This window comes from Pseudomonas sp. Tul2A7, assembly GCF_054790505.1.
Genome location: NZ_CP186499.1, coordinates 4041095 through 4063232, shown reverse-complemented (window position 1 = coordinate 4063232; position 22138 = coordinate 4041095). Strand labels below are relative to the sequence as shown.

Genomic DNA, 22138 nt, shown 5'->3' with positions numbered 1-22138 from the left:
CTTGAGGAGATTTCTACAACCATGATGCGCATCCTGCTGTTTTTGGCCACTAACCTGGCGGTCGTGCTGATAGCCAGCATCACCCTGAGCCTGTTCGGCTTCAACGGGTTCATGGCGGCCAACGGGGTTGATCTCGACCTTAGTCAGCTGCTGGTTTTCTGTGCGGTCTTTGGTTTCGCCGGCTCGCTGTTCTCGCTATTCATTTCCAAGTGGATGGCGAAAATGAGCACCGGTACCCAGATCATCAGCCAGCCACGTACCCGGCATGAGCAATGGCTGCTGCAAACCGTCGAGCAACTGTCCCGCGAAGCCGGGATCAAGATGCCCGAAGTCGGTATTTTCCCGGCCTATGAAGCGAACGCGTTCGCCACCGGCTGGAACAAGAACGACGCGCTGGTCGCGGTCAGCCAGGGCTTGCTCGAGCGTTTCTCACCCGATGAAGTGAAAGCCGTACTGGCCCACGAAATCGGTCACGTCGCCAACGGCGATATGGTTACGCTGGCGCTGATCCAGGGCGTGGTGAACACCTTCGTGATGTTCTTTGCGCGGATCATCGGCAACTTCGTCGACAAGGTCATCTTCAAGAACGAAGAAGGTCAGGGCATCGCTTACTACGTGGCGACCATTTTCGCCGAACTGGTACTGGGCATTCTGGCCAGTGCGATCGTCATGTGGTTCTCGCGCAAGCGCGAATTCCGTGCCGACGAAGCCGGCGCACGTCTGGCCGGCACCAGCGCAATGATCGGCGCACTGCAACGTCTGCGCGCCGAACAGGGTCTACCGGTGCACATGCCGGACACCCTGAACGCCTTTGGCATCAACGGTGGCATCAAACAGGGCTTTGCCCGCATGTTCATGAGCCACCCGCCGCTGGAAGAGCGTATCGACGCGCTGCGTCGTCGCGGTTGATCAGATTGGCGTAAAAACAAGAGGCCCGCAGTGATGCGGGCCTTTTTTGTTGTCATGATTAGTTAGCTGTTCTCACTGGCCTCATCGCGAGCAGTCTCACTCCTACAGGGTTCTGTGGCGGTCACACAATCTGCGATTCAGCACAAATCACTGTAGGAGTGAGCCTGCTCGCGATGAGGCCAGAAAATCCCACGCTATTTATCGGGAAGAAATGCGGTAAACCCGCTCCTCCAGCCGCGTCACGCCCGACTGCAAGAACTTCCCGCTCTCACTCAGCACATCCTGCTCTTCCAATACCTCCACCTGCCAGACACCTCCTAGCAACCGCTGCACTTCATCATCCCCCACCGCAAACGGTGGCCCCGGGATCTGCGCCTGATTGTAATCCAGCGTAATCAGCAACCCTTGCACACCTTGCGGCAGAATCCGCTGAAGATGCGCCGCATAGCGCTCACGCATTGGCGCTGGCAAGGCAATCAGTGCGGCGCGATCGTACAACGCTGTGCAATCGGCCACATCGCTCGCCGTCAGCGCAAAAAAGTCCCCGCACCACAACTCGAAGGCATCGCTGCGATAGACCTTGAACGCGCCCTTCTCGCTGATTTGTGGCTGCACCTGATGCTCACTGAAAAAGTTCTCGACGGCTTTTTCCGACAGTTCGATCCCGAGCACCCGATGACCGCGCCCGGCCAGCCACGCCAGATCCAGACTTTTCCCACACAAAGGCACAAGCACCCGCGCCGATGCCGGAGCCGTCCAGTGCCGCTGCAGATACGGGTTCACCTCGGGCAGATGAAAACCAATCTGCCCCGAAGCCCACTTCTTGTGCCAAAACTCAGGCTGCATGTATCACTCCCAATAATTCGATCAAAAAGCATCAAAACTTATATTAGATTTAGATCAGTGAACTGACTGAAGATGGGTTCATCTTAACGCTCAGGAACCCATCATGTTTCCCAGCCTGTTTATTTCCCATGGTTCGCCCATGCTGGCGCTGGAGCCCGGCGCCAGTGGCCCGGCGCTGGCGCGTCTGGCCGCCGAATTACCGAAACCCAAAGCCATCGTGATTGTTTCTGCGCATTGGGAAAGCCACGAACTGCTCGTCAGCAGCCATGCGCAACCGGAAACCTGGCACGACTTCGGTGGCTTTCCGCGTGCATTGTTTGAAGTGCAGTATCCGGCGCCGGGTGATCCGCAGTTGGCCGCTGAGGTGGCCGATCTGTTGACTGCCAATAATCTGCCAGCACGCCTCGATCCCCAGCGTCCGTTCGATCACGGTGTCTGGGTGCCGTTGTCGCTGATGTACCCGCAAGCGGATATCCCGGTGGTGCAGGTCTCCCTGCCGAGTCGCGCTGGCCCGGCGCTGCAAACCCGGGTCGGCCGCGCGCTGGCGAGTCTGCGTGATCAGGGCATTTTGCTGATCGGCTCTGGCAGCATCACCCACAACCTGCGCGAACTGGACTGGCACGCCGGCCCGGAAAGTGTCGAGCCGTGGGCGCGGGATTTCCGTGACTGGGTGATCGAGAAGTTGGCGGCCGACGATGAGGCGGCGCTGCATGATTATCGCCAGCAGGCGCCGCATGCGGTGCGCAGCCATCCGAGCGATGAGCATTTGTTGCCGCTGTATTTTGCCCGGGGCGCCGGTGGTGAGTTCAGCGTGGCGCACAAGGGCTTCACGATGGGTGCGCTGGGCATGGATATTTATCGTTTCGGTTGACGCCTTCGCGAGCAGGCTCGCTCCCACAAAGGCAAAAATCAGGCAAAAAAAATCCCCGAACCAGTCGGGGATTTTTTATGTTCGATCAATCAGCCCAAGGGCGGATCAATCTTCGCGATAGCGACGCAGTTTCAGCTGCTTACCGGCAACGCGAGTGTCCTTCAGTTTGGTCAGGAGTTTGTCCAGACCATCTTCCGGCAGCTCGACGAGGCTGAAGCTGTCACGCACCTGGATGCGACCGATCGCTTCACGGGCCAGACCGCCTTCGTTGAGGATGGCGCCCAGCAGGTTTTTCGCAGCGATACCGTCACGCGCACCCAGCGCGGTACGGCAACGAGCACGGCCTTCGCCCAGAGGCATTGGCGCGCGACGCTCGCGGTCACCACGATCAGGACGATCACCGGTGCGCTCAGGACGGTCGCCACGCGGTGCGTTGTTCGGCACCAGTGGACGTTCCTTCTCGATCGCCGCCAGGTTCAGCGCTTGACCGTTGGTGGCTTTGCGCAGCAGCGCAGCAGCCAGGGCACGCGGGGTGCAACCGATGTCTGCAGTCAGACGATCGAGCAGCTCACCGTGAGTCGATTCAGCATCAGCGACCAGCGGCGACAGGCTGTTGGTCAGTTTCTTGATGCGCGCATCGAGAACAGCTTGAGCGTCCGGCAGGCGAACTTCAGCGACTTTCTGACCGGTTACACGCTCGATCACTTGCAGCATGCGGCGCTCACGCGGAGTCACCAGCAGCAGTGCACGACCTTCGCGACCAGCACGGCCGGTACGGCCGATACGGTGAACGTAGGATTCCGGGTCGTACGGCATGTCAACGTTGAACACGTGAGTGATGCGCGGAACGTCCAGACCACGAGCGGCAACGTCGGTCGCCACAACGATGTCCAGACGGCCATCTTTCAGCGAGTCGATGACGCGCTCACGCTGGTTCTGGGCGATGTCACCGTTCAGCGCCGCGGCTTTGTAGCCTTTGGCGTCGAGGGCGCTGGCCAGATCCAGGGTCGCTTGCTTGGTGCGCACGAACATGATCAGAGCGTCGAAGTCTTCCACTTCCAGCAAGCTGAGAACGGCCGAAGTCTTCTGGTCAGCGTGAACCAACAGGTGAGCCTGTTCGATCGCGGTAACGGTCTGGGTCTTGGTCTGGATCTTCACGTGTTGCGGATCGCGCAGGTGGCGTTCGGCAATGGCGCGGATCGACTGCGGCAGGGTCGCCGAGAACAAAACGGTCTGACGGGTCGCTGGCAGAGCCTTGAAGATGACTTCCAGGTCATCCATGAAGCCCAGCTTCAACATTTCGTCAGCTTCGTCGAGAACTAGGTGGTTCACGGTCGACAGAACTTTTTCGTCGCGACGCAGGTGGTCGCACAGACGGCCCGGAGTGGCGACAACGATCTGTGCGCCATTACGGATTGCTTTCAGTTGTGGGCCCATAGGCGCGCCGCCGTAAACGGCCACAACAGTAACGCCCGGCATTTGCTTGGCGTAGGTTTCAAAAGCGGTTGCTACTTGCAGCGCCAACTCACGAGTTGGCGCCAGGATCAGGGCTTGCGGTTCGCGCTTGGCAGGATCGATGCGGTGCAGGATAGGCAGTGCGAACGCGGCGGTTTTACCGGTACCGGTTTGCGCCTGGCCAATCATGTCCTGGCCGGCCATGATGATCGGGATCGATTGCTGCTGAATCGCCGAAGGCTCTTCGTAGCCGGTCGCTGCGACGGCTGCAAGAATATTCGGGTTAAGATTAAAAGCGGCGAATCCGCCGGTTTCCTGGGTCATGGGTCTGCCTCTAAGTGCATCCGCAAAGACCCATGCTCCAAAGCTGCGCATGCCGTGTTGAGACTCAAGAGTCGCCCTGGCAGCTTTGTCGGCGGGGATTTGCGAAAACGAATGAATGAAAAAAAGAATCGTCCGGGAAGAGCCCGCAATGCGGACGTGCAGCCGAAGCTGACTTCGGGAAATGCGCTACCTAAACGCGGCCCGGTTAAAGGCCGGCGCGCACTATACCGGATTTTGCCCAAAAAGGGAGCTTTTTTTATCGTCAAAATACCTGTGTCACCGCTGTGTAACGGGGTTTTGCGGATAATCGCGCCAAGGTCTATTTTTCAAAGGCCCGGCCCTGCGGGCGATGACGCTAAAACGATTCATCGACGTGCGGCATACCGTCGCTGCCACCGCCCTTCCCGCCTGAGGATTTCGCCATGAATCAGCCCTGCCCCGGCCGCGTCAGCCGTGAACGCCGTGGTCACGTCCATCTGATTGGCCTGGATCGAGCGGCCAAGCGCAATGCTTTCGACCTCGACCTGCTCAATGAACTCAGCCTGGCCTATGGCGAGTTCGAGGCCGACAGCGAAGCGCGGGTGGCGGTGGTGTTTGGTCACGGCGAGCACTTTACCGCTGGTCTGGATCTGGTCAGCGCCAGCGGCGCACTCGCTGAAGGCTGGCAGGTTCCGACCGGTGGTTGCGACCCGTGGGGTGTTTTCGTCGGACCACGGGTGAGCAAACCGGTGATTGTCGCCGCGCAAGGTTATTGCCTGACCATTGGTATCGAGTTGATGCTGGCCGCCGACATTAACCTGTGCGCGAGCAATACCCGCTTCGCGCAAATGGAAGTGCAGCGTGGGATCTTTCCTTTTGGTGGCGCGACTCTGCGATTTCAGCAGATTGCCGGCTGGGGCAATGCGATGCGCTGGTTGCTGACCGGCGATGAGTTCGATGCGCACGAGGCGTTGCACCTGGGGTTGGTGCAGGAAGTCATGGCCAGCGAAGACCTCCTGCCGCGGGCGATTGAATTGGCAGAGCGGATTGCCCGGCAGGCGCCATTGGGGGTGCAAGCGACGTTGCTGTCAGCGCGACAGGCTCGGTATGAGGGTGAGACCGCGGCGGCGCAGGCATTGCCAGCACTGGTGAAAAAGTTGCTGGCCAGTGAGGATGCCAAGGAGGGGGTGCGGTCGCTGGTGGAGCGGCGTCCTGGCATTTTCAAAGGGATCTGAAATTTTCGCAGGTTATCGACCCTCTTCGCGAGCAGGCTCGCTCCCACAGGGAAATGCATTCCAATGTGGGAGCGAGCCTGCTCGCGAAGGGGCCATCACAGATGCCTCAGGTGGCTGGGCGAATACTGTTGATCAACGACTGCAACGAATACCCCAGCTTCGGCGCCAACGATTCGGCCCGGGCAGTCAGCGCCTGCATGTCCAGCACCTGATCGAGGTCCGCCGGTACAATCAGAATCACATTGCCCTCCTTCACCGGCAGCTCCCAATAATGCCGGTGATACAGCCCGCGCAACAACGCCGCACCCAACGGCTTGCCATCATCGGTGGCCCACTGGTTGATCACCAGCCAGCCGCCCGGATTCAGGCGTTTCTGGCAATCACCGAGAAAACTCCAGGCAAGATGCCCGACGCCCGGGCCGACATCGGTGTACAGGTCGACGAAAATCAGATCCGCAGGCTCTGCCGTTGGCAGCAATTCAAGCGCATCGCCGACGCGGATATACAACCGTGGATCATCATCCAGGCCAAGGTATTCGATGGCCAGGCGCGGCACATCCGGACGCAGTTCAATGGCTTCGACATCGTCCAGCGGCAGAAACTTGAGGCAGGCCTGAGTCAGCGTTCCAGCGCCGAGCCCGAGAAACAGCGCACTCTCCGGCTGCTCATGGCACAACGCGCCGATCAGCATCGCCCGGGTGTAATCGTATTCGAGCCAGCTCGGGTCGGCGGTGAACACGCAGCTTTGCTCGATGGCATCGCCGAACTCGAGAAAGCGGTAATCAGCCACTTCCAGCACGCGAATCACGCCGAACTCATCCTGTACTTCGGCGAGCAGATGCTCGACGCGCTCCTCAGTCATTTCGTCTCCTGATGGTCACCGGGCGCGGTGACGCGATGGCACCGCTGTGGCACCGTGGCAAAGCGGCGATTGTCGGTGATGGGACGGGAGCAGGTCACGCACTAATTGCTGCTAACATGGCCTTCCGTGCGTAGACCCCTAGAGACCGTGATGAGCCAACCGTGGAGCCCTGACAGCTGGCGCGCCCTGCCGATCCAGCAACAACCGCAATACCCCGACGCCGCGCACCTGCGCCAGGTCGAGCAAACCCTGGCCAGTTATCCGCCGCTGGTGTTTGCCGGTGAAGCGCGCGAACTGCGCCGGCAGTTTGCCGAAGTCACTCAGGGCCGGGCCTTCCTTTTGCAGGGCGGCGATTGCGCGGAAAGCTTCGCCGAGTTCTCCGCGGCGAAGATTCGCGACACCTTTAAAGTGTTGCTGCAAATGGCGATCGTCATGACCTTCGCCGCCGGTTGCCCGGTGGTCAAGGTCGGGCGCATGGCCGGTCAGTTCGCCAAGCCGCGTTCGGCCAACGACGAGACCATCGATGGCGTGACGCTGCCGGCTTACCGGGGCGACATCGTCAACGGCATCGGTTTCGACGAGAAAAGTCGCGTACCGGATCCGGAGCGCCTGCTGCAGTCCTATCACCAGTCCACTGCCACGCTGAACCTGCTGCGCGCGTTCGCTCAGGGCGGTTTTGCCGACCTGCATCAGGTGCACAAATGGAATCTGGATTTCATCGCCAACTCGGCGCTGGCCGAGAAGTACAGCCACCTCGCCGACCGCATCGATGAAACCCTGGCATTCATGCGCGCCTGCGGCATGGACAGCTCACCGCAACTGCGCGAAACCAGTTTCTTCACTGCCCACGAAGCGCTGCTGCTGAATTACGAAGAGGCCTTCGTACGTCGCGACAGCCTGACCAACGATTACTACGATTGCTCGGCGCACATGCTGTGGATCGGCGACCGCACCCGCCAGCTTGACGGTGCACACGTCGAATTCCTCCGTGGCGTGAATAATCCTATCGGCGTGAAAGTCGGCCCGAGCATGAACCCGGATGACCTGATCCGTCTGATCGACGTGCTCAACCCGGACAACGATCCGGGCCGTCTGAACCTGATCGCACGGATGGGTGCGAACAAGGTCGGCGATCATTTGCCAGCGCTGATCCGCGCGGTGCAGCGTGAAGGCAAGCAAGTGCTGTGGAGTTCCGATCCGATGCACGGCAACACCATCAAGGCCAGCAGCGGCTACAAGACCCGCGACTTCGCGCAGATTCTTGGCGAAGTGAAGCAGTTCTTCCAGGTGCACGAAGCGGAAGGCAGTTATGCCGGCGGCATTCACATCGAGATGACCGGGCAGAATGTAACCGAGTGCATCGGTGGCGCGCGGCCGATTACTGAAGATGGTTTGTCGGATCGCTATCACACCCACTGTGATCCGCGGATGAATGCCGATCAGTCGCTGGAATTGGCGTTTCTGATTGCCGAAACCCTGAAGCAGGTTCGCCGCTAGACCGCGTCGCCTGAAATCGCTAGCAGGCTAGCTCCCACAGGGGATTTGTGTCGTATACAAACCCCCTGTGGGAGCTAGCCTGCTCGCGAAGAGGCCGGTTCAGTCGCCCCCAATCTGTGCCAATGCCACCCGCAACCGCGCCGCACTCTCACGCTGACAATTGAGCTGCACCCGATCAAGCCCCAACCAGTCCGCCATCTGCCGCAAATTAGCGGCCAGCGCCAACATCCCTTCTTCATCCAGTCCCGGCTCCTCCTCGTGCACCGCATGCACCGCCAACTGCCCCGCCGCCCGCTCGGCGCGCAAATCAACCCGCGCCGCAATTCGCTCGTTGTGCAAGAACGGCAACACGTAATAGCCGTAAACCCGCTTGTCCTGCGGCGTGTAAATTTCCAGCCGATAACGGAAATCGAACAACCGCTCGGTGCGACTGCGCTCCCAGATCAACGAATCGAATGGCGACAACAGCGCACTGGCCGCCACCTTGCGCGGGACTTTCGGCTCCGGCAGGCAATAGGCGATTTGCCGCCAGCCGGCGACCTCGCACAGTTGCAATTGCCCGGCCTCGACCAGCTCCGCCAGACGTGGGCGCGCATCCGCCGGATTCAGACGAAAGTAATCGCGCAGGTCTTTTTCGGTGCCGACACCCAAGGCCTGCGCCGCGTGCAGCAGCAACCCTCGCTGCGCCTCGGCTTCATCCGGCAGAGCTTGTTGCAGGATCGATGACGGGATCACTCGCTCCGGCAAATCATACAAACGCTCGAAACCACGACGCCCCGCCACCGTTACTTCACCGGCCGCAAACAACCATTCCAGCGCATGCTTTTCCGCGCTCCAGTCCCACCATGGTCCGGCCTTGTCTTCGCGAATCGACAAACTGCCGGCGCCCAACGCGCCTTGCTCTTCAACCGAATTCAAGACCCGGCGAACCACGTCCTGCTGCTCACGACCGAATTTCGCCAGTTGCTGATAGATATCCTCGCCGCGCCTGGCTCGCTGCATGCGCCAAGCCATCAACGAATACATCGACAGCGGCAGCAATGACGCTTCATGTCCCCAGTATTCAAACAGCGTACGACGTCGCCCCGAACTCCAAGCAGCCTGGTCGAGCAAATCGGAGGAATAGGAGCCGAGACGGGAGAACAGCGGCAGGTAATGCGAGCGCACCACCGCGTTGACGGAGTCGATTTGCAACAAACCCAGCCGTTCGATCAGCCGGTTGACGTGAGCGGCTTTGACAGTCGGCGGCTGGCGCCCGTTGAAGCCTTGGGCAGCCAGCGCCAGACGTCGCGCCTGTTTGATGGAAAAGGATACTGTTGCGGGCATGAGCATCTCCTTGTCTGCTCGCAACCTACCTCACTGGAAGTTGGTTTGTGTAGCGCTCTGCTCATCATTTATGCATCGGGTCATCCCAGAACGGCCGCACGGCTTCGTGTTCAACGTCGGCACGACTGATGCCGATGTCCTTCAACGCTTCGTCACTCAGACTGGCGAGCAACTCGCGTTCACGGTGCAGTTCGTACCAGCGGCTAAACTTGTGCAGCAGGTCGGAAACGATATGGCCGTGGCCGGAAAATTTTGATTCGTCTACATACTCTCTTTGACCTTTCATCGTGTTGCCTCCTTTGTGGATGGCTCAAGTCTCACGCCGGCGCTAAGATCAATCCAACAAATGTTTCTGATGGCATGCATCACGGAGATTCATCAATTGTCGGCCTACCCCAGTATCGATACCGATGTCCTGCGCACCTTTGTCGCGATTGCCGATCAGGGCGGTTTCACCCGCGCCGGCGAAATGGTCAACCGCACACAATCGGCGGTGAGCATGCAGATGAAGCGTCTGGAAGAAGACGTGTTGCAGCGACAGTTGTTCGAGCGCGACGGCCGTCAGGTGCGCCTGACCGCTGAAGGCCAGGTGCTGCTCGGTTACGCGCGGCGCATCCTCAAGTTGCACAGTGAAGTGTTCAACACCTTGCGCGAGCCACACATGGTCGGCACGGTACGCATTGGTACACCGGATGATTACGTGATGCGTTTCCTGCCGGGAATTCTGTCGCGGTTTGCGCAGTTCTATCCGCTGATCCAGATCGAAGTGCATTGCGAGTCGACCAAACAACTGCTGCAGCGCACCGACCTGGACTTGTCGATTGTCACCCGCGAACCGGGCAACGAGATCGGCCAACTACTGCGCAAGGAGCGTTTTGTCTGGGCCGAGGCGCAGAATTTCAGCGCCCACGAACAGACGCCGCTGCCCTTGGCGATGTTCAACAGTGATTGTTTCTGCCGCTTGTGGGCGTGTAATGCGCTGGATGCGATGGGCCGCGAATATCGCATCGCTTACAACAGCACCAGCCTTTCGGCATTGATGGCGGTGGTCAGCGCCGGTCTGGCGATCACCGCGCAACTGGAGAGCCTGATCACCCCGGACATGCGCATTCTCGGCGCCGCCGAGGATCTGCCGCTGCTGCCAGAGGCCAGCATCATGCTGATCCGCAACCTGAACAATCCGTCGCCGATCACCGAGTGCCTGGCCGAGCACATCGTCGAAGGCTTCAAACTTTAAACGCGAGCATCACCGCACACAGCACCAGGAAACCGCAGAACAGCCCACGCAGGAGTTTTTCCGGCATCGCGTGGGCGACTTTCACCCCCCAACTGATGCTGGCCAGACCACCGATGGCCAGTGGCAGACCGATCATCCAGTCGACTTCGTGGTGTACCGCGTAAGTCACCAGGGTCACGCCGGTGCTTGGCAAGGCCAGCGCCAGCGACAGACCTTGAGCAACCACTTGCGTGGTGCCAAACAGGCTAGTCAGCACCGGCGTTGCCACCACCGCCCCACCGACACCGAACAAACCGCCCATGGTCCCGGACGCCGCACCGAGCACGCCAAGCCAAGGCCAGGAATAGCGCATTTCAGACGTCGCAGCGGGTTGCTTGCCGAACATCTTCAGCAGGTTGTACGCCGAGAGCACCACCAGGAACGCGACAAAGCCGATGCGCATGGTTTGCGCATCAATGCCCACCGCCCAGATCGAACCGATCCACGCAAAGCAGAAGCCCATCACCGCCAAGGGCAACGCATGCCGCAGTTCAATGCGATTGCGCTGGTGATAACGCCACAGCGCCAGCATCACATTTGGCACGACCATCACCAGTGCGGTGCCTTGGGCAATCTGTTGATCAAGGCCAAACCACACACCGAGCAACGGAATGGCAATCAAACCGCCGCCGATGCCGAAGATGCCGCCAAGTGTGCCAAGGGCGGCGCCGAACAGCAGGTACAACACAAACTCCATCACAGCAAATTCCTCTCACGTCAGGCGATTCATCCTACGCAGTCACGGCTGGCGGGGAAACGCATAGCAACGCACAATGGCTATGCCGATTTCGCACAAGCGTTGAACCGATATGAATCCCAATCAATTGACCGATCAACTCGGGCTGTTTCTCGACGTGCTGGAGAGCGGCAGTTTTTCCGCCGCTTCGCGCCGCCATCCGCTGACACCTTCGGCCGTCGCTCGACGGATCGACAGTCTGGAAAGCGCCGTTGGCAGCCAGTTGTTTGTCCGTAGCACCCATGCCGTGCGCGCAACGCCGGCAGGCCTGGCGTTTGCTGAACGCGCGCGACGGATAGTCGCCGAATTGCAACTGGCCCGCGCCGAGGCTGTGTCCCTGAGCAGTGCGCCCGAGGGTTTGATCCGCATCGATGCCCCCGCCGCGTTCGGGCGCCGACATCTGGCGCCGGTGATTGCTGACTTTCTCGTCCTGTACCCGGGGCTGGACGTGCAGTTGCACTTGATCGACAGTTTCGTCGACATGGGCGGCTCGAACCTGGGCAAAGTCGATCTGGTGCTGCGGGCCGGGCAGATGGCGGATACGCGAGTGGTGGCCACACCGCTGGCGAGCATGGTGCGCATTGCCTGCGCCAGCGCCGATTATCTGCAGCGCCGAGGCATGCCAAACACGCCCGCGCAGTTGCATGAACATGATGGCCTGGACTGGGAAGGCCTCGCCCCACCCTTCGCTTGGCGCTTCGAACAGGACGGGCAGATGCAATTGCACCGTCCGGCGCGCATCCGCATGAGCGCCAACAATGCCGAGGCCCTGGTCTGCGGCGCTCTGGCCGGCTTGGGCATCGCGCATCTGCCGACGTGGCTGGCCAGCGAATACCTGTTGCGCGGCGAATTGCTGCCGCTGTTCTGCGAAAACGGCCTGCCCAAACCGGAGTCCACCGGCATCTACGCGCTGCGCATGGAACAACAAACCAACTCGCGCAGCCGCTTGTTGCTTGAATATCTCAAGACCCGCTTCAGTCCGGTGCCGCCTTGGGATCTGGCGTTGCAGCGCGATCTGGGCAGACATTGAATCCGGAGAATTATCTGGCGCATTAAAGGTTCGAGCGCTAGATTCATGACCATCATCGAACAAGGCTTTGACATGACTTCCGAACGCGACACCTGCGACGACCTGCTCCTCGACAATCAGGCGTGCTTCGCCCTGCATTCCACTTCGCTGATGATGACCAAGGTCTACAAGCCGCTACTGCAAGCCTTGAATCTGACCTACCCGCAGTACTTGGCGATGATGGTGCTGTGGGAGAAGGATGGTTTGACCGTCGGAGAAATCAGCTCGCGGTTGCTGACCGATCCCGGCTCGCTGACTCCGCTGCTTAAACGGCTGGAAGCTGAAGGCTTGCTCAGCCGTACGCGCAGTCGTGAGGATGAGCGCGTGGTAATTGTTGAACTGACCGAACAAGGCCGTGCATTGAAAGAGCAAGCCCAGACGGTCCCGCAATGCATTCTCGGCGCCAGCGGCTTCTCTCTGGAACGCCTGCAGAAGCTGCAATCAGAGTTGCAGGCGCTACGTAGCCATCTACAAGAAAGCCTTAGCTAAGGCCCACCAATCCTTGTACGAGTAAGCCTGCTCGCGATAGCGGTGTGCCAGTCAACTCAGAAGTCGACTGAACCAACGCTATCGCGAGCAGGCTCACTCCTACATTTGATCTCGTCGTCTGAAGAATATTTTTCAACGCCTGATCTCCCCGCCATCCCCTCTAAATCGCACTGTTCAGGCTGACCGAGCGATTCGCCGTTTTGTCGAAACGCAGATTTTTCAAAAATTTATCTTGCGCACTAAATATTAGCGCGATACATTCATCTCGCACTTACTTAGCGCACAAACAATTAGCGCACACAAACACACTCAATGAGGCTCACACCATGCAAACTCTCTACACCGCAATCGCAACCTCCACTGGCGGCCGTGATGGTCGTGCGATCTCCAGCGACAACATCCTCGACGTCAAACTCGCTACCCCGAAAGAACTCGGCGGTGCCGGCGGCGCGGCGACCAACCCAGAGCAACTGTTCGCGGCTGGCTACTCGGCCTGCTTCATCGGCGCACTGAAATTCGTTGCCAGCCAGACCAAACGCAAAATTCCTGACGACGCCTCGATCACCGCTCACGTCGGTATCGGCCAGATCCCTGGCGGCTTCGGTCTGGACATCGATCTGCACATCAGCCTGCCAGGTCTGGAACAGGCCGACGCTCAAGCGCTGGTCGACGCCGCTCACCAGGTCTGCCCGTACTCCAACGCCACCCGTGGCAACGTCGATGTGCGCCTGCACGTTACCGTCTGATCACTGATGCCCCAGGCCCGAACAGGAAATGAACATGCACACTTTCAGCAAAGTCTTGACCGGTACCCTTCTCGCCCTGTCTATCCACAGCGCTTTCGCCGGTGATGTCGAACACAACACTCAGGCATTTCTCGATGTGCTGAATGCCGGCACCGGCAAACCGATTGAACAGCTAACGCCCAAAGATGCCCGCGCCGTGCTGGTCGGTGCGCAGTCCGGGATCAAGTTGACGCTGCCCAAAGCGGACGTCAGCGAGAAGACCATCCAGGCCGATGGCCAACCGTTGAGCCTGACCATCGTCAGGCCGGCCGGGCTCAAGGGCGAGCTGCCAGTGTTCATGTTCTTCCACGGCGGTGGCTGGGTGCTGGGCGATTTCCAGACGCACGAGCGGCTGGTGCGGGATCTGGTGGTGGGTTCGGGAGCGGCGGCGGTGTTCGTCAATTACACGCCTTCGCCGGAGGCGCATTACCCGGTGGCGATCAACCAGGCTTACGCCGCAACGAAGTGGGTCGCCGAGCACGGCAAAGAGATCAATGTCGACGGCAAGCGCCTGGCCGTGGCGGGCAACAGCGTCGGCGGCAACATGGCGGCCGTGGTGGCACTGATGGCCAAAGACAAAGGCACTCCGGCGATCAAATTCCAGGTGTTGTTGTGGCCAGTGACGGACGCCAATTTCGATACCGGCTCCTACAATCAGTACGCCGAAGGACACTTCCTCACGCGTAACATGATGAAGTGGTTCTGGGACAACTACACCACCGACGCCAAACAGCGAAACGAGATCTACGCCTCGCCGCTGCGGGCAACCACCGCGCAACTGAAGGGCCTGCCGCCCGCACTGGTGCAGACCGCAGGCGCCGATGTGCTGCGCGATGAGGGTGAAGCCTACGCACGCAAACTCGACGAGGCGGGTGTCGCGGTGACGTCGGTGCGGTACAACGGCATGATTCACGATTACGGCTTGCTTAACGTGGTGAGCCAGGTGCCGGCGGTGCGTTCGGCGATGCTGCAGGCTTCGCAGGAGTTGAAGGAACATCTGAAATAACCGCATCTCCCTGTAGGAGTGAGCCTGCTCGCGATAGCGGTAAATCATTCAACGAAGATATTGGCTGGAATGACGCTATCGCGAGCAGGCTCACTCCTACAGGGGATTGTGTGGAACTCAAATCCCAGGCACAAAAAAGCCCGACTCAATGGTCGGGCTTTTTCTTTCCGCAAAAACCGATGCTTATTTAGCACGGCCTTTGTAGGAACCGCCTTCACGGGTGTCGATTTCGATCTTGTCACCGATTTCGATGAAATCAGCAACTTGCAGCTCGGTACCGTTAGCCAGCTTGGCTGGCTTCATGACTTTGCCGGAAGTGTCGCCGCGAGCCGAACCTTCGGTGTAGTCAACTACGCGCACGATGGTGGTCGGCAGCTCTACGGAAACCAGACGCTCTTCGAAGAAGATCGCTTCGCAAACATCGGTCATGCCTTCTTCAACGAAAGGCAGAACAGCTTCGATGTCTTCAGCGTTCAGCTCGTACATGGTGTAGTCAGTGGTGTCCATGAACGTGTAAGTGTCGCCGCTGATGAAGGACAGGGTCGCTTCTTTGCGGTCGAGGATTACGTCGTCCAGTTTGTCGTCAGCGCTGTAAACGATCTCGGTCTTGTAACCGGTCAGCAGGTTTTTCAGCTTGGTCTTCATGATCGCGCTGTTACGGCCCGACTTGGTGAATTCAGCTTTCTGAACCAGCCAAGGATCGTTCTCGAGACGGATCACGGTACCGGGTTTCAGTTCTTTACCAGTTTTCATTGCGAATATCCGAATTTGGATGGGATTTACAAAAATCTAGGCCGCGTATCATATCCAATTTAGGTAAAACTGTACCAGCGCTGCGGCAAGATCGGCCTGCAAGCCTTGTTCCAGACACCACTCCTCGGCTTTTTCCTGCAGTTCTGGCCAATGATTACGGGCCGCGAGCCAGTGTTCACCGATTGGCCGGCCGGCGCTCCAGGCCTGCCAGAGACCGTTCATCGCCTCGGCAGCGGCCGGTGACAGGCCTTTTGTATAGAGCGCGAGGAAGGCGTCGAGCTTATCCAGATGGATGTCTTCGTCCTGCTGATAGATGTGCCAGAGCATCGGTCGCCCCGCCCATTGCGCGCGGACGAATGAGTCCTCACCGCGCACCGCGTTGAAATCGCAGCACCAGAGCACGTGATCATATTGATCCTGTCGGACGAACGGCAGCACTTGTACGGTGAGCGACTGACGCACATGAATCGCACCGACCGCCAGGGCTTCCACCTCGAGCCAGCGCGCCACATCGCCGAGAATCCGCCCTTCCGGCACCAGCAGATGGGTCGGCGCGGTGTCCGCTGCCAACACGTCCAGCCAACTGGCCAGCCCGGCATTCTCGTAGGCAAACAGCGAAATCAGCTGGGCGTCAGGCGCACGATCGATCCCGAGGCCTTGCAGGAATTGGCGCTGAGCCTCGGCATCCTGCTGAAATTGCCGACGCTGCTCGAGCAATCCTCGCTCACGCAACAGCCCGCCAGTACCCGGTTGAAATCCCGGAAAGAAGAAGAATTTCTGCACCGATTTGTATTTGACCGACGGCAACCCGTGACAGCCGATCACCCAGTCTTCGGCACTGAGGTAGTCGAGGTTCATCCACAGCGGCGGCTGTTCACGCCCTGCCATCGCGTCCATGTAATCACTCGGTAACTGACAGGCAAACGCGGCGATCACCACATCCGCCGCATCCGTGTGCTCCCACTCAACCGGCCAATGCCGCACTTCGACGCCTTGTTGCGATTGCTGTGCGGCGTTTATATCGATCGCCGGGCAAATGCGTTCGAATGCGCGCAGATCATCGACCCACAAGCGCACTGCCAAACCATGCTCAGCCACCAACTGCCGGGCCAGACGCCAGGTCACGCCGATGTCGCCAAAGTTGTCGACCACGGTGCAGAAAATATCCCAGCGGGGTTTCAATTCAGGCATTCAAGACTCCCGTTGGCAAAAGCACCGATTGTCCGCATAAATGACCTCGCGCAGAAGAGCCGACGGCGATTAATCTTCGTGCGACAATCGCTACTTGCCCGTCATCATCCGCCAGGAGGCAGCCATGCCCTATCGCCCCAACCCGCGTCGCCCTTTGCCTGTTCAGCTTAGCGCGCTGCATCTGACCGGCAGTATTGCCCTGGGCATGTGGCTGGGCTTTGTCGCCATTGCACTGACCTGCTGGCTGCTGTCGCATTTGCTGTTCAAAGAACAACTGGCACCGGTTGCCCAGGCTGTGCAGCAATTGGCTAATCCGCCGGCGGTGCAGGTGCAGCCGGATATCCCGCCGCAGAGCCCGCTGTTCCAACAGTACGAAGAAAACCTGCGCAAGAGCGAGCAGCAAGTGCGCATGGATCAGGCCCGCAGCAGCATTCGCAATCAGTCAAATCCAAAGTGCCAGTTCTGGCTGCAGCAGGATCAGACCGCTCCAAGCGAAAAGAGCCGCGCCAACGTTTTGCAATTCTGCGATTGATCATGAACAAGCACATCGTCCACCAACTGATTCTCGACAAACTGCGCATCGACCTCGACATCGCTGAGCGCGCCGCGCAAACCGCTTACGAAACCGCGACCCACGAAGAAAACATCGCCGAGAACAAGTACGACACGCTTGGGCTTGAGGCGTCGTATCTGGCGGCCGGGCAAGCAAAAAGAGTCGAGGAAATCCGTCAGTCACTGGCGCTGTGCCAGAACCTGACGCTGCGTGCCTACGATGAAAATCGAGGTATCGAAGTCGGCGCCTTGCTCGGCCTGGAAGACGAAAAGGGTCGCGAGCAGTGGCTGTTTCTGGCACCGGATGCGGCAGGCCTGAAAGTCGACGTAGTCGGTCAGCCGATAACCGTGATCACCCCGCGCTCACCGCTGGGCAAAGGTCTGCTGGGCAAGTGCGAAGGCGATGAGGTGGAGATTCTGGTGGCGGGCACCCGGCAACAGTTCGCTGTCACCGAGGTGCTCTGAGGCAATTGCTTAGTGGACGGGCAGTTCGACGCCGTCGAACAGCTCTTCCAGTTCCTGCTTGTTGTGGCACTGAATGGCTTTGGCCATGACTTCGCGAGTCAGGTGCGGGGCGAACTTCTCGATGAAGTCGCACATGAAACCACGCAGGAAAGTGCCGCGACGGAAGCCGATCTTGGTGATGCTCGATTCGAACAATTCGCTGGCATCCAGTACCACCAGATCGCTGTCGAGTTTGGTGTCGACCGCCATTTTAGCGACGATGCCCACACCCAGGCCCAGACGTACGTAGGTTTTGATCACGTCGGCATCGGCCGCGGTGAACACTACTTTCGGTGTCAGACCGCGATGACTGAAGGCTTCGTCGAGTTTGGAGCGGCCAGTGAAGCCGAACACGTAAGTCACAATCGGGTATTCGGCCAGTGCTTCCAGCGTCAGCTTCGGCAGCTTGGTCAGAGGGTGGCCCTGGGGCACGACCACGCAACGGTTCCAGCGATAGCACGGCATCATCACCAGATCGCCGAACAGCTCCAGCGCTTCGGTGGCAATGGCAAAATCGACGGTGCCGTCAGCAGCCATTTCGGCGATCTGCATCGGCGAACCCTGGTGCATGTGCAGCGCTACGTCGGGGTATTGCTTGATGAAATTGCTGATCACCGGTGGCAGCGCATAACGTGCCTGGGTGTGGGTGGTGGCGATCGACAGGGTGCCTTTTTTCTCGTTGGAGAATTCCTGGGCGATCTGCTTGATACTCTCGACCTTGCGCAGAATCTCACCGGCAGTGGTGATGATGCGCTCGCCGGCCGGGGTCACGCGGGTCAGGTGCTTGCCGCTGCGGGCAAACACTTCGACGCCGAGTTCGTCTTCCAGCAGGCGGATTTGTTTACTGATGCCCGGTTGCGAGGTGTAAAGGCTTTGGGCTGTAGCGGAAACGTTGAGGTCGTGGTGCGCCACTTCCCAGATGTAGCGCAATTGTTGAAGCTTCATATGTATCCCTCAAAGCAGGTAGACGCCACGGGCATCAGCGACGGTATATAACTATATTAATGGTTTAGAGAATAAATCTAGAACTTTTTTATCAAAGCGCCATTATTCCTGCTTCAGCGATCCTCCCGCCGCCGGCGCTCCACTAACGGCACCATATAAACCGGCACCTTGGCCAATTGCAGGACCCGCGCTGCCGTGCGCCCCAACGGTGTTTCCGCGCCCACCCCATGACTGTGACTGCCTACGATCAGCAAATCGACAGAGAGTTTTTGCACCTGGTCGAGGATCACCTGTGACGGATCGCCCTGCACCACGCGCACCGCGCGAATCCGCTGCAGATCCTGCTCACCTTCATCCCCGAGTTCTTCGCGAAAACTATCCAGCACCCGCTGCTCGATATTGGCGATGACTGTTTTCAGACCCTGGCTGTGAAATTCGTTCAATGCCTGCTCGTCCAGATAACTTTGCAACACCGATTCGGCAAACAGCCCCATCGGCTCCACCGCGTGCACCACATACAAATCGGCATTGAACGTTCGCGCCAACGCCAGGGCATGCTGCATCACTAACGGGGCGTACAGACCGAGGTCAGTGGCATACAGCATCGAACGAATCATATGACCTCCTCGCGTGCCAACATGGCGGAGATTTGATTCAGCTTAGCAGTGCCTTGGCGACTACGACGGGCGACGCAACGTCTTGAACCAAAGGGCTTTAGACCGACGGTTCGTTGCTGATGCCGTGCGGCACGTGGCCAGTGGCAACGACTTCGCGGGCGAGTTCGCAGTGGCCGGCCTGATCGTCGAAAAACACGTCGGCGGCAAACGCTTCGAGGAATGCCGATTTGGTCAGGCCGCCGAGGAACAGTGATTCGTCGAGGCGAATGTCCCACTCACGCAAGGTGCGGATCACCCGCTCATGCGCTGGCGCCGAACGCGCGGTGACCAGCGCTGTGCGGATCGGGCAATCATCATCGGGAAACTCACGCTGCAACAGATTGAGCGCCGCCAGAAAGCCTTTGAACGGCCCGCCACGCAACGGCTCGCGCGCCGACTCGCGCTCCTTGGCCTGGAACGCTTCGAGCCCGCCAGACTGATAGACGCGCTCCGACTCATCGGAAAAGATCACCGCATCGCCGTCGAAGGCGATGCGCAATTCGTCACTGGCCGCACGACTGGCACCACCGGACAGAATCGTTGCGGCGGCGAATCCGGCGTCCAGCGCCGCGCGCACATCTTCGGCATGCGTCGACAGAAACAGGTCGCAACCAAAGGCTTTCAGATACGGATACGGACTGCGCCCACCAACAAACGCCGCGCGGGAAATCGCCAGGCCATAATGATGAATCGAGTTGAAAACGCGCAGGCCCGTGTCGGCGCTATTGCGCGAGACCAGAATCACCTCGACCCGCGCACGGCCAAGACGACTGTTGAGTTTCAGGAGTTTTTCCACCAGCGGGAAGGCATCGCCGGGCGCAAGAATTTCGTCTTCATGCTCGATCTGATATTGCCGATAGGCTTCAACGCCGCTCGACAGATAGACCTTGTGGCTCTCGCTCAGGTCGAACAAGGCGCGCGACGAAATCGCCAGCACCAGTTTGTCATCGATGTTCTTGGCCATTGCCTTCCCCGCTTTCCCCAAAAAAACCGACTCGGGTGTTACGTCGGTCGATAAAACTCAACGCTCGATACAGCGCTTCGATCCGCGGCAGTTCACACCCGGTCGCTTTCGCCGCCACCAGTGGCCGAACGTAGATCGCTTGCAGCTCCAACGGTCGCTTATGCATAAAATCCTGATACATGCTCGGCCAGTAGTCGGGAATTTTCTCGGTCATCGTGAACAGGAAATCGGCATAACCGGGCGGCACTTGCAGACCGCATGCCTTGGCGCCCTGCACGACCTCGGCCATCAACGCCTGGATCAAAGCGCGGCTGTCGGCATCGGCCATCAGCGATGTGGTACCCGCACCGAGCAGTACCGACAGACCGTTGTAGGGAATATTCCAGACCAGTTTCTGCCAGCGTGCGTGATGCAGGTTGGGCATTGCCTGGGAATCGATTCCAGCGGTGCGGAACAACCCAGCGCCTTCTTCGACAATCGCCATGCGCGCGACATCATCAATGGCCGGGCCGCTGTGATAGCCAATGTTGACCGCCCCAAGTGCTTGGTGGGTGACCACTCCCGGCCCCTCGCGGTGCACGCAGATCAGGCACAAACCACCCAGCAGGTGCAGAGAGTCGGGGAGCAATTCACGCAAGCTGTCTTCGACGTCGAGGCCGTTTTGCAGCACCAGCACTTTCGCATCCGGTTTGGCCGCTTGAATGATAGAAGGCGCGAGGCCGGCGTTGCTGGTGGTTTTCGTCCCGACCAACAGCCAGTCGCATTTCGGCATATCCTCGGCAGCCGAATAGGCCTGCACCGGATTCAGTGTCAGCGGGCCATGCACCGCGCTGTTGATGTGCAAACCGCGCTCGGCCACCGCCGAAAACTCGCTGCGCAACAGAAAGTGCACATCGAAACCGGCACGCGCCAGCATTACGCCGTAGAAACCACCAATTGCGCCGGTGCCGATAATCCCCACCTTCGGTTTATCAAAGCCTGGTTTATTCACTGCCCCCATCATGGCAACTCCTCTGCAACTCGACCGAGTGCCTGCGCCAGCGCCGCGCTCAACGCATCGGCCGTCAGGCGCGTGTGCAATGCCCCAAAGAACTCACCGTCGCGCACCAAAAACAGCGCCGGCAAATGAAAGACCTGATAGCGCTCGACCAACCCGCCGTTGTCGCCGGCATCGATCCAGCACAACTGATTGATGGCGAGATCAAGTCCCGGCAACACCTCGCGGGCATAACGGCAACTGGCGCAGCCGACACTGGTGAAAATCACCAGCGAAACGCCGCTCATCGCCAATAGCCGTTGATCGGCGTCGAAATCGGTCAGTTCGGATTCGACCACTATACTGGGGGAAACAATGTCAAATGACCGACACAGGGAGTCTGTGCTCATGGGACGTTTCATTCCTCATCCGGACGAGGTGCCGGTTGAATTAACCTTGCTCAAGCCTGAGTGTATTTCCAGGCAACAGCTGCACACTATCAGCCTCGGCGGCATCGCTTGCAATTACCACCGTGCCTGGCGTCATGGCACAGCGCTGCAAGTGCGCATGCCGACACTCAACGCCGACATCTGTTATCCGGGCTATGTGGCGTGGTGCCTACGGCGTAAAAAAGGCTATCTGGTGGGCATCGCGTTTACCGATGAGCAGACGCTGTTCAGCGCGCGAATGGGTGAACAAGTGTGTCAGATCGAGCGCTACTGCCGCATGCACGAAACCCACGATGACCTGCAAGAAATTCAGGCGGTGGCCCTGCAATGGGTCGAGCAACATGCCGACGAGTTCTCCCACGACAGCGTGCGCAAGGCTTTTGCGCAGGCAGCGCTGGACTAAAGCACCTTTTGCCCATTGTCGAGCAGGCGCTTTACGCGCTAAGGTTCCGCTCCCCGACGCGCTTTAATCTGCTGTGCTCC

General features: G+C 59.2%; 25 protein-coding genes. 12 read left to right on the top strand and 13 right to left on the bottom strand.

Going from position 1 to position 22138, the window contains the following annotated elements; translation table 11 throughout:
• The first annotated feature begins 21 nt into the window (after positions 1 to 21).
• Positions 22 to 909 (top strand): protease HtpX, encoded by an 888-nt coding sequence (gene htpX, locus ACOYXJ_RS18340; protein ID WP_007908619.1) that lies wholly within the window; start codon positions 22 to 24, stop codon positions 907 to 909.
• Positions 910 to 1107: 198 nt separating this feature from the next.
• Here htpX and ACOYXJ_RS18335 read toward each other — a convergent pair whose 3' ends face one another.
• Positions 1108 to 1755: a thiopurine S-methyltransferase gene (locus ACOYXJ_RS18335; RefSeq protein ID WP_460370840.1), complete on the bottom strand. Its 648-nt coding sequence runs from the start codon at positions 1753 to 1755 to the stop codon at positions 1108 to 1110.
• Between the two features lie 103 nt (positions 1756 to 1858).
• Between ACOYXJ_RS18335 and ACOYXJ_RS18330 the strand changes: the two genes are divergently transcribed.
• Positions 1859 to 2626, top strand: coding sequence for a DODA-type extradiol aromatic ring-opening family dioxygenase (locus ACOYXJ_RS18330; protein WP_150792987.1), 768 nt, complete (start codon positions 1859 to 1861; stop codon positions 2624 to 2626).
• Between the two features lie 105 nt (positions 2627 to 2731).
• On the opposite strand, the gene ACOYXJ_RS18325 is transcribed toward ACOYXJ_RS18330, so the two are convergent.
• Entirely contained in the window at positions 2732 to 4405 is a 1674-nt protein-coding gene (locus ACOYXJ_RS18325; protein WP_008088238.1) for a DEAD/DEAH box helicase, read from the bottom strand.
• A gap of 422 nt (positions 4406 to 4827) precedes the next feature.
• Here ACOYXJ_RS18325 and ACOYXJ_RS18320 point away from each other — a divergent pair, with 422 nt between their 5' ends.
• Complete coding sequence (locus ACOYXJ_RS18320) at positions 4828 to 5619, top strand: crotonase/enoyl-CoA hydratase family protein (protein ID WP_150792988.1); 792 nt, start codon at positions 4828 to 4830, stop codon at positions 5617 to 5619.
• Positions 5620 to 5725: 106 nt separating this feature from the next.
• Here the strand turns inward: ACOYXJ_RS18320 and ACOYXJ_RS18315 are convergent, their stop codons facing one another.
• The gene (locus tag ACOYXJ_RS18315; RefSeq protein WP_150792989.1) at positions 5726 to 6481 is read right to left on the bottom strand and encodes a spermidine synthase; all 756 of its coding nucleotides are present in this window, start codon (positions 6479 to 6481) and stop codon (positions 5726 to 5728) included.
• A gap of 150 nt (positions 6482 to 6631) precedes the next feature.
• Here ACOYXJ_RS18315 and ACOYXJ_RS18310 point away from each other — a divergent pair, with 150 nt between their 5' ends.
• On the top strand, positions 6632 to 7978 hold the full coding sequence (locus ACOYXJ_RS18310; RefSeq protein WP_003226774.1) for a class II 3-deoxy-7-phosphoheptulonate synthase: 1347 nt from the start codon (positions 6632 to 6634) through the stop codon (positions 7976 to 7978).
• Positions 7979 to 8077: 99 nt separating this feature from the next.
• Here ACOYXJ_RS18310 and ACOYXJ_RS18305 read toward each other — a convergent pair whose 3' ends face one another.
• A complete protein-coding gene (locus tag ACOYXJ_RS18305; RefSeq protein WP_460370836.1) occupies positions 8078 to 9304 on the bottom strand; it encodes a winged helix-turn-helix domain-containing protein in 1227 nt (408 codons plus the stop codon).
• A 64-nt stretch (positions 9305 to 9368) separates the two neighbouring features.
• Complete coding sequence (locus ACOYXJ_RS18300) at positions 9369 to 9590, bottom strand: DUF1127 domain-containing protein (RefSeq protein WP_150792992.1); 222 nt, start codon at positions 9588 to 9590, stop codon at positions 9369 to 9371.
• Positions 9591 to 9686: 96 nt separating this feature from the next.
• Here ACOYXJ_RS18300 and ACOYXJ_RS18295 point away from each other — a divergent pair, with 96 nt between their 5' ends.
• Positions 9687 to 10541, top strand: a complete 855-nt coding sequence (locus ACOYXJ_RS18295) for a LysR substrate-binding domain-containing protein (protein WP_007908606.1) — start codon at positions 9687 to 9689, stop codon at positions 10539 to 10541.
• Here ACOYXJ_RS18295 and ACOYXJ_RS18290 read toward each other — a convergent pair.
• Positions 10531 to 11280, bottom strand: a complete 750-nt coding sequence (locus tag ACOYXJ_RS18290) for a sulfite exporter TauE/SafE family protein (RefSeq protein ID WP_176091755.1) — start codon at positions 11278 to 11280, stop codon at positions 10531 to 10533. The genes ACOYXJ_RS18295 and ACOYXJ_RS18290 overlap by 11 nt on opposite strands.
• Positions 11281 to 11389: 109 nt before the next feature.
• On the opposite strand from ACOYXJ_RS18290, the gene ACOYXJ_RS18285 reads away from it, so the two are divergent.
• The 4 genes from ACOYXJ_RS18285 (at position 11390) to ACOYXJ_RS18270 (ending at position 14665) form a co-directional block, all read left to right on the top strand.
• The gene (locus tag ACOYXJ_RS18285) at positions 11390 to 12346 is read left to right on the top strand and encodes a LysR family transcriptional regulator (protein ID WP_460370833.1); all 957 of its coding nucleotides are present in this window, start codon (positions 11390 to 11392) and stop codon (positions 12344 to 12346) included.
• Between the two features lie 72 nt (positions 12347 to 12418).
• Complete coding sequence (locus ACOYXJ_RS18280; protein ID WP_460372978.1) at positions 12419 to 12874, top strand: MarR family winged helix-turn-helix transcriptional regulator; 456 nt, start codon at positions 12419 to 12421, stop codon at positions 12872 to 12874.
• A gap of 326 nt (positions 12875 to 13200) precedes the next feature.
• A complete protein-coding gene (locus ACOYXJ_RS18275) occupies positions 13201 to 13620 on the top strand; it encodes an organic hydroperoxide resistance protein (protein WP_007908600.1) in 420 nt (139 codons plus the stop codon).
• 34 nt (positions 13621 to 13654) lie between these two features.
• A complete protein-coding gene (locus ACOYXJ_RS18270) occupies positions 13655 to 14665 on the top strand; it encodes an alpha/beta hydrolase (RefSeq protein WP_460370831.1) in 1011 nt (336 codons plus the stop codon).
• Between the two features lie 183 nt (positions 14666 to 14848).
• Here ACOYXJ_RS18270 and ACOYXJ_RS18265 read toward each other — a convergent pair whose 3' ends face one another.
• Together ACOYXJ_RS18265 and earP are read right to left on the bottom strand one after the other, a co-directional pair.
• Positions 14849 to 15418, bottom strand: coding sequence for an elongation factor P (locus ACOYXJ_RS18265; protein WP_007908599.1), 570 nt, complete (start codon positions 15416 to 15418; stop codon positions 14849 to 14851).
• Positions 15419 to 15466: 48 nt separating this feature from the next.
• Complete coding sequence (earP, locus tag ACOYXJ_RS18260) at positions 15467 to 16609, bottom strand: elongation factor P maturation arginine rhamnosyltransferase EarP (RefSeq protein ID WP_460370829.1); 1143 nt, start codon at positions 16607 to 16609, stop codon at positions 15467 to 15469.
• 124 nt (positions 16610 to 16733) lie between these two features.
• Here earP and ACOYXJ_RS18255 point away from each other — a divergent pair, with 124 nt between their 5' ends.
• Positions 16734 to 17141: a hypothetical protein gene (locus ACOYXJ_RS18255; RefSeq protein ID WP_095120479.1), complete on the top strand. Its 408-nt coding sequence runs from the start codon at positions 16734 to 16736 to the stop codon at positions 17139 to 17141.
• A gap of 2 nt (positions 17142 to 17143) precedes the next feature.
• Entirely contained in the window at positions 17144 to 17626 is a 483-nt protein-coding gene (locus tag ACOYXJ_RS18250) for a GreA/GreB family elongation factor (RefSeq protein WP_034155245.1), read from the top strand.
• 9 nt (positions 17627 to 17635) lie between these two features.
• Here ACOYXJ_RS18250 and cysB read toward each other — a convergent pair whose 3' ends face one another.
• The 5 genes from cysB to ACOYXJ_RS18225 all read right to left on the bottom strand — a co-directional run bounded on the left by cysB (position 17636) and on the right by ACOYXJ_RS18225 (position 21616).
• Complete coding sequence (cysB, locus tag ACOYXJ_RS18245; RefSeq protein WP_008079948.1) at positions 17636 to 18610, bottom strand: HTH-type transcriptional regulator CysB; 975 nt, start codon at positions 18608 to 18610, stop codon at positions 17636 to 17638.
• 113 nt (positions 18611 to 18723) lie between these two features.
• A complete protein-coding gene (locus ACOYXJ_RS18240; protein WP_150792995.1) occupies positions 18724 to 19227 on the bottom strand; it encodes a universal stress protein in 504 nt (167 codons plus the stop codon).
• A gap of 97 nt (positions 19228 to 19324) precedes the next feature.
• A complete protein-coding gene (locus ACOYXJ_RS18235) occupies positions 19325 to 20230 on the bottom strand; it encodes a 5'-nucleotidase (RefSeq protein ID WP_008079944.1) in 906 nt (301 codons plus the stop codon).
• Complete coding sequence (locus ACOYXJ_RS18230; RefSeq protein ID WP_460370825.1) at positions 20211 to 21233, bottom strand: putative 2-dehydropantoate 2-reductase; 1023 nt, start codon at positions 21231 to 21233, stop codon at positions 20211 to 20213. The genes ACOYXJ_RS18235 and ACOYXJ_RS18230 overlap by 20 nt, the downstream gene beginning before the upstream one ends.
• Positions 21230 to 21616, bottom strand: a complete 387-nt coding sequence (locus ACOYXJ_RS18225) for a thioredoxin family protein (protein WP_460370823.1) — start codon at positions 21614 to 21616, stop codon at positions 21230 to 21232. Before ACOYXJ_RS18225 ends, ACOYXJ_RS18230 begins: the two co-directional genes overlap by 4 nt.
• Between ACOYXJ_RS18225 and ACOYXJ_RS18220 the strand changes: the two genes are divergently transcribed.
• On the top strand, positions 21615 to 22058 hold the full coding sequence (locus ACOYXJ_RS18220; protein WP_460370821.1) for a PilZ domain-containing protein: 444 nt from the start codon (positions 21615 to 21617) through the stop codon (positions 22056 to 22058). The two genes, ACOYXJ_RS18225 and ACOYXJ_RS18220, sit on opposite strands and share 2 nt — an antisense overlap.
• The last annotated feature ends 80 nt before the right edge of the window (positions 22059 to 22138 follow it).

Bases quoted from the DNA above. Each gene is read 5' to 3' on its own strand.
- htpX (WP_007908619.1), top strand. From the start codon at position 22: ATGATGCGCATCCTGCTGTTTTTGGCCACTAACCTGGCGGTCGTGCTG.
- ACOYXJ_RS18335 (WP_460370840.1), bottom strand. From the start codon at position 1,755: ATGCAGCCTGAGTTTTGGCACAAGAAGTGGGCTTCGGGGCAGATTGGT.
- ACOYXJ_RS18330 (WP_150792987.1), top strand. From the start codon at position 1,859: ATGTTTCCCAGCCTGTTTATTTCCCATGGTTCGCCCATGCTGGCGCTG.
- ACOYXJ_RS18325 (WP_008088238.1), bottom strand. From the start codon at position 4,405: ATGACCCAGGAAACCGGCGGATTCGCCGCTTTTAATCTTAACCCGAAT.
- ACOYXJ_RS18320 (WP_150792988.1), top strand. From the start codon at position 4,828: ATGAATCAGCCCTGCCCCGGCCGCGTCAGCCGTGAACGCCGTGGTCAC.
- ACOYXJ_RS18315 (WP_150792989.1), bottom strand. From the start codon at position 6,481: ATGACTGAGGAGCGCGTCGAGCATCTGCTCGCCGAAGTACAGGATGAG.
- ACOYXJ_RS18310 (WP_003226774.1), top strand. From the start codon at position 6,632: ATGAGCCAACCGTGGAGCCCTGACAGCTGGCGCGCCCTGCCGATCCAG.
- ACOYXJ_RS18305 (WP_460370836.1), bottom strand. From the start codon at position 9,304: ATGCCCGCAACAGTATCCTTTTCCATCAAACAGGCGCGACGTCTGGCG.
- ACOYXJ_RS18300 (WP_150792992.1), bottom strand. From the start codon at position 9,590: ATGAAAGGTCAAAGAGAGTATGTAGACGAATCAAAATTTTCCGGCCAC.
- ACOYXJ_RS18285 (WP_460370833.1), top strand. From the start codon at position 11,390: ATGAATCCCAATCAATTGACCGATCAACTCGGGCTGTTTCTCGACGTG.
- ACOYXJ_RS18280 (WP_460372978.1), top strand. From the start codon at position 12,419: ATGACTTCCGAACGCGACACCTGCGACGACCTGCTCCTCGACAATCAG.
- ACOYXJ_RS18275 (WP_007908600.1), top strand. From the start codon at position 13,201: ATGCAAACTCTCTACACCGCAATCGCAACCTCCACTGGCGGCCGTGAT.
- ACOYXJ_RS18270 (WP_460370831.1), top strand. From the start codon at position 13,655: ATGCACACTTTCAGCAAAGTCTTGACCGGTACCCTTCTCGCCCTGTCT.
- ACOYXJ_RS18265 (WP_007908599.1), bottom strand. From the start codon at position 15,418: ATGAAAACTGGTAAAGAACTGAAACCCGGTACCGTGATCCGTCTCGAG.
- earP (WP_460370829.1), bottom strand. From the start codon at position 16,609: ATGCCTGAATTGAAACCCCGCTGGGATATTTTCTGCACCGTGGTCGAC.
- ACOYXJ_RS18255 (WP_095120479.1), top strand. From the start codon at position 16,734: ATGCCCTATCGCCCCAACCCGCGTCGCCCTTTGCCTGTTCAGCTTAGC.
- ACOYXJ_RS18250 (WP_034155245.1), top strand. From the start codon at position 17,144: ATGAACAAGCACATCGTCCACCAACTGATTCTCGACAAACTGCGCATC.
- cysB (WP_008079948.1), bottom strand. From the start codon at position 18,610: ATGAAGCTTCAACAATTGCGCTACATCTGGGAAGTGGCGCACCACGAC.
- ACOYXJ_RS18240 (WP_150792995.1), bottom strand. From the start codon at position 19,227: ATGATTCGTTCGATGCTGTATGCCACTGACCTCGGTCTGTACGCCCCG.
- ACOYXJ_RS18235 (WP_008079944.1), bottom strand. From the start codon at position 20,230: ATGGCCAAGAACATCGATGACAAACTGGTGCTGGCGATTTCGTCGCGC.
- ACOYXJ_RS18230 (WP_460370825.1), bottom strand. From the start codon at position 21,233: ATGATGGGGGCAGTGAATAAACCAGGCTTTGATAAACCGAAGGTGGGG.
- ACOYXJ_RS18220 (WP_460370821.1), top strand. From the start codon at position 21,615: ATGGGACGTTTCATTCCTCATCCGGACGAGGTGCCGGTTGAATTAACC.
- ACOYXJ_RS18225 (WP_460370823.1), bottom strand. From the start codon at position 21,616: ATGAGCACAGACTCCCTGTGTCGGTCATTTGACATTGTTTCCCCCAGT.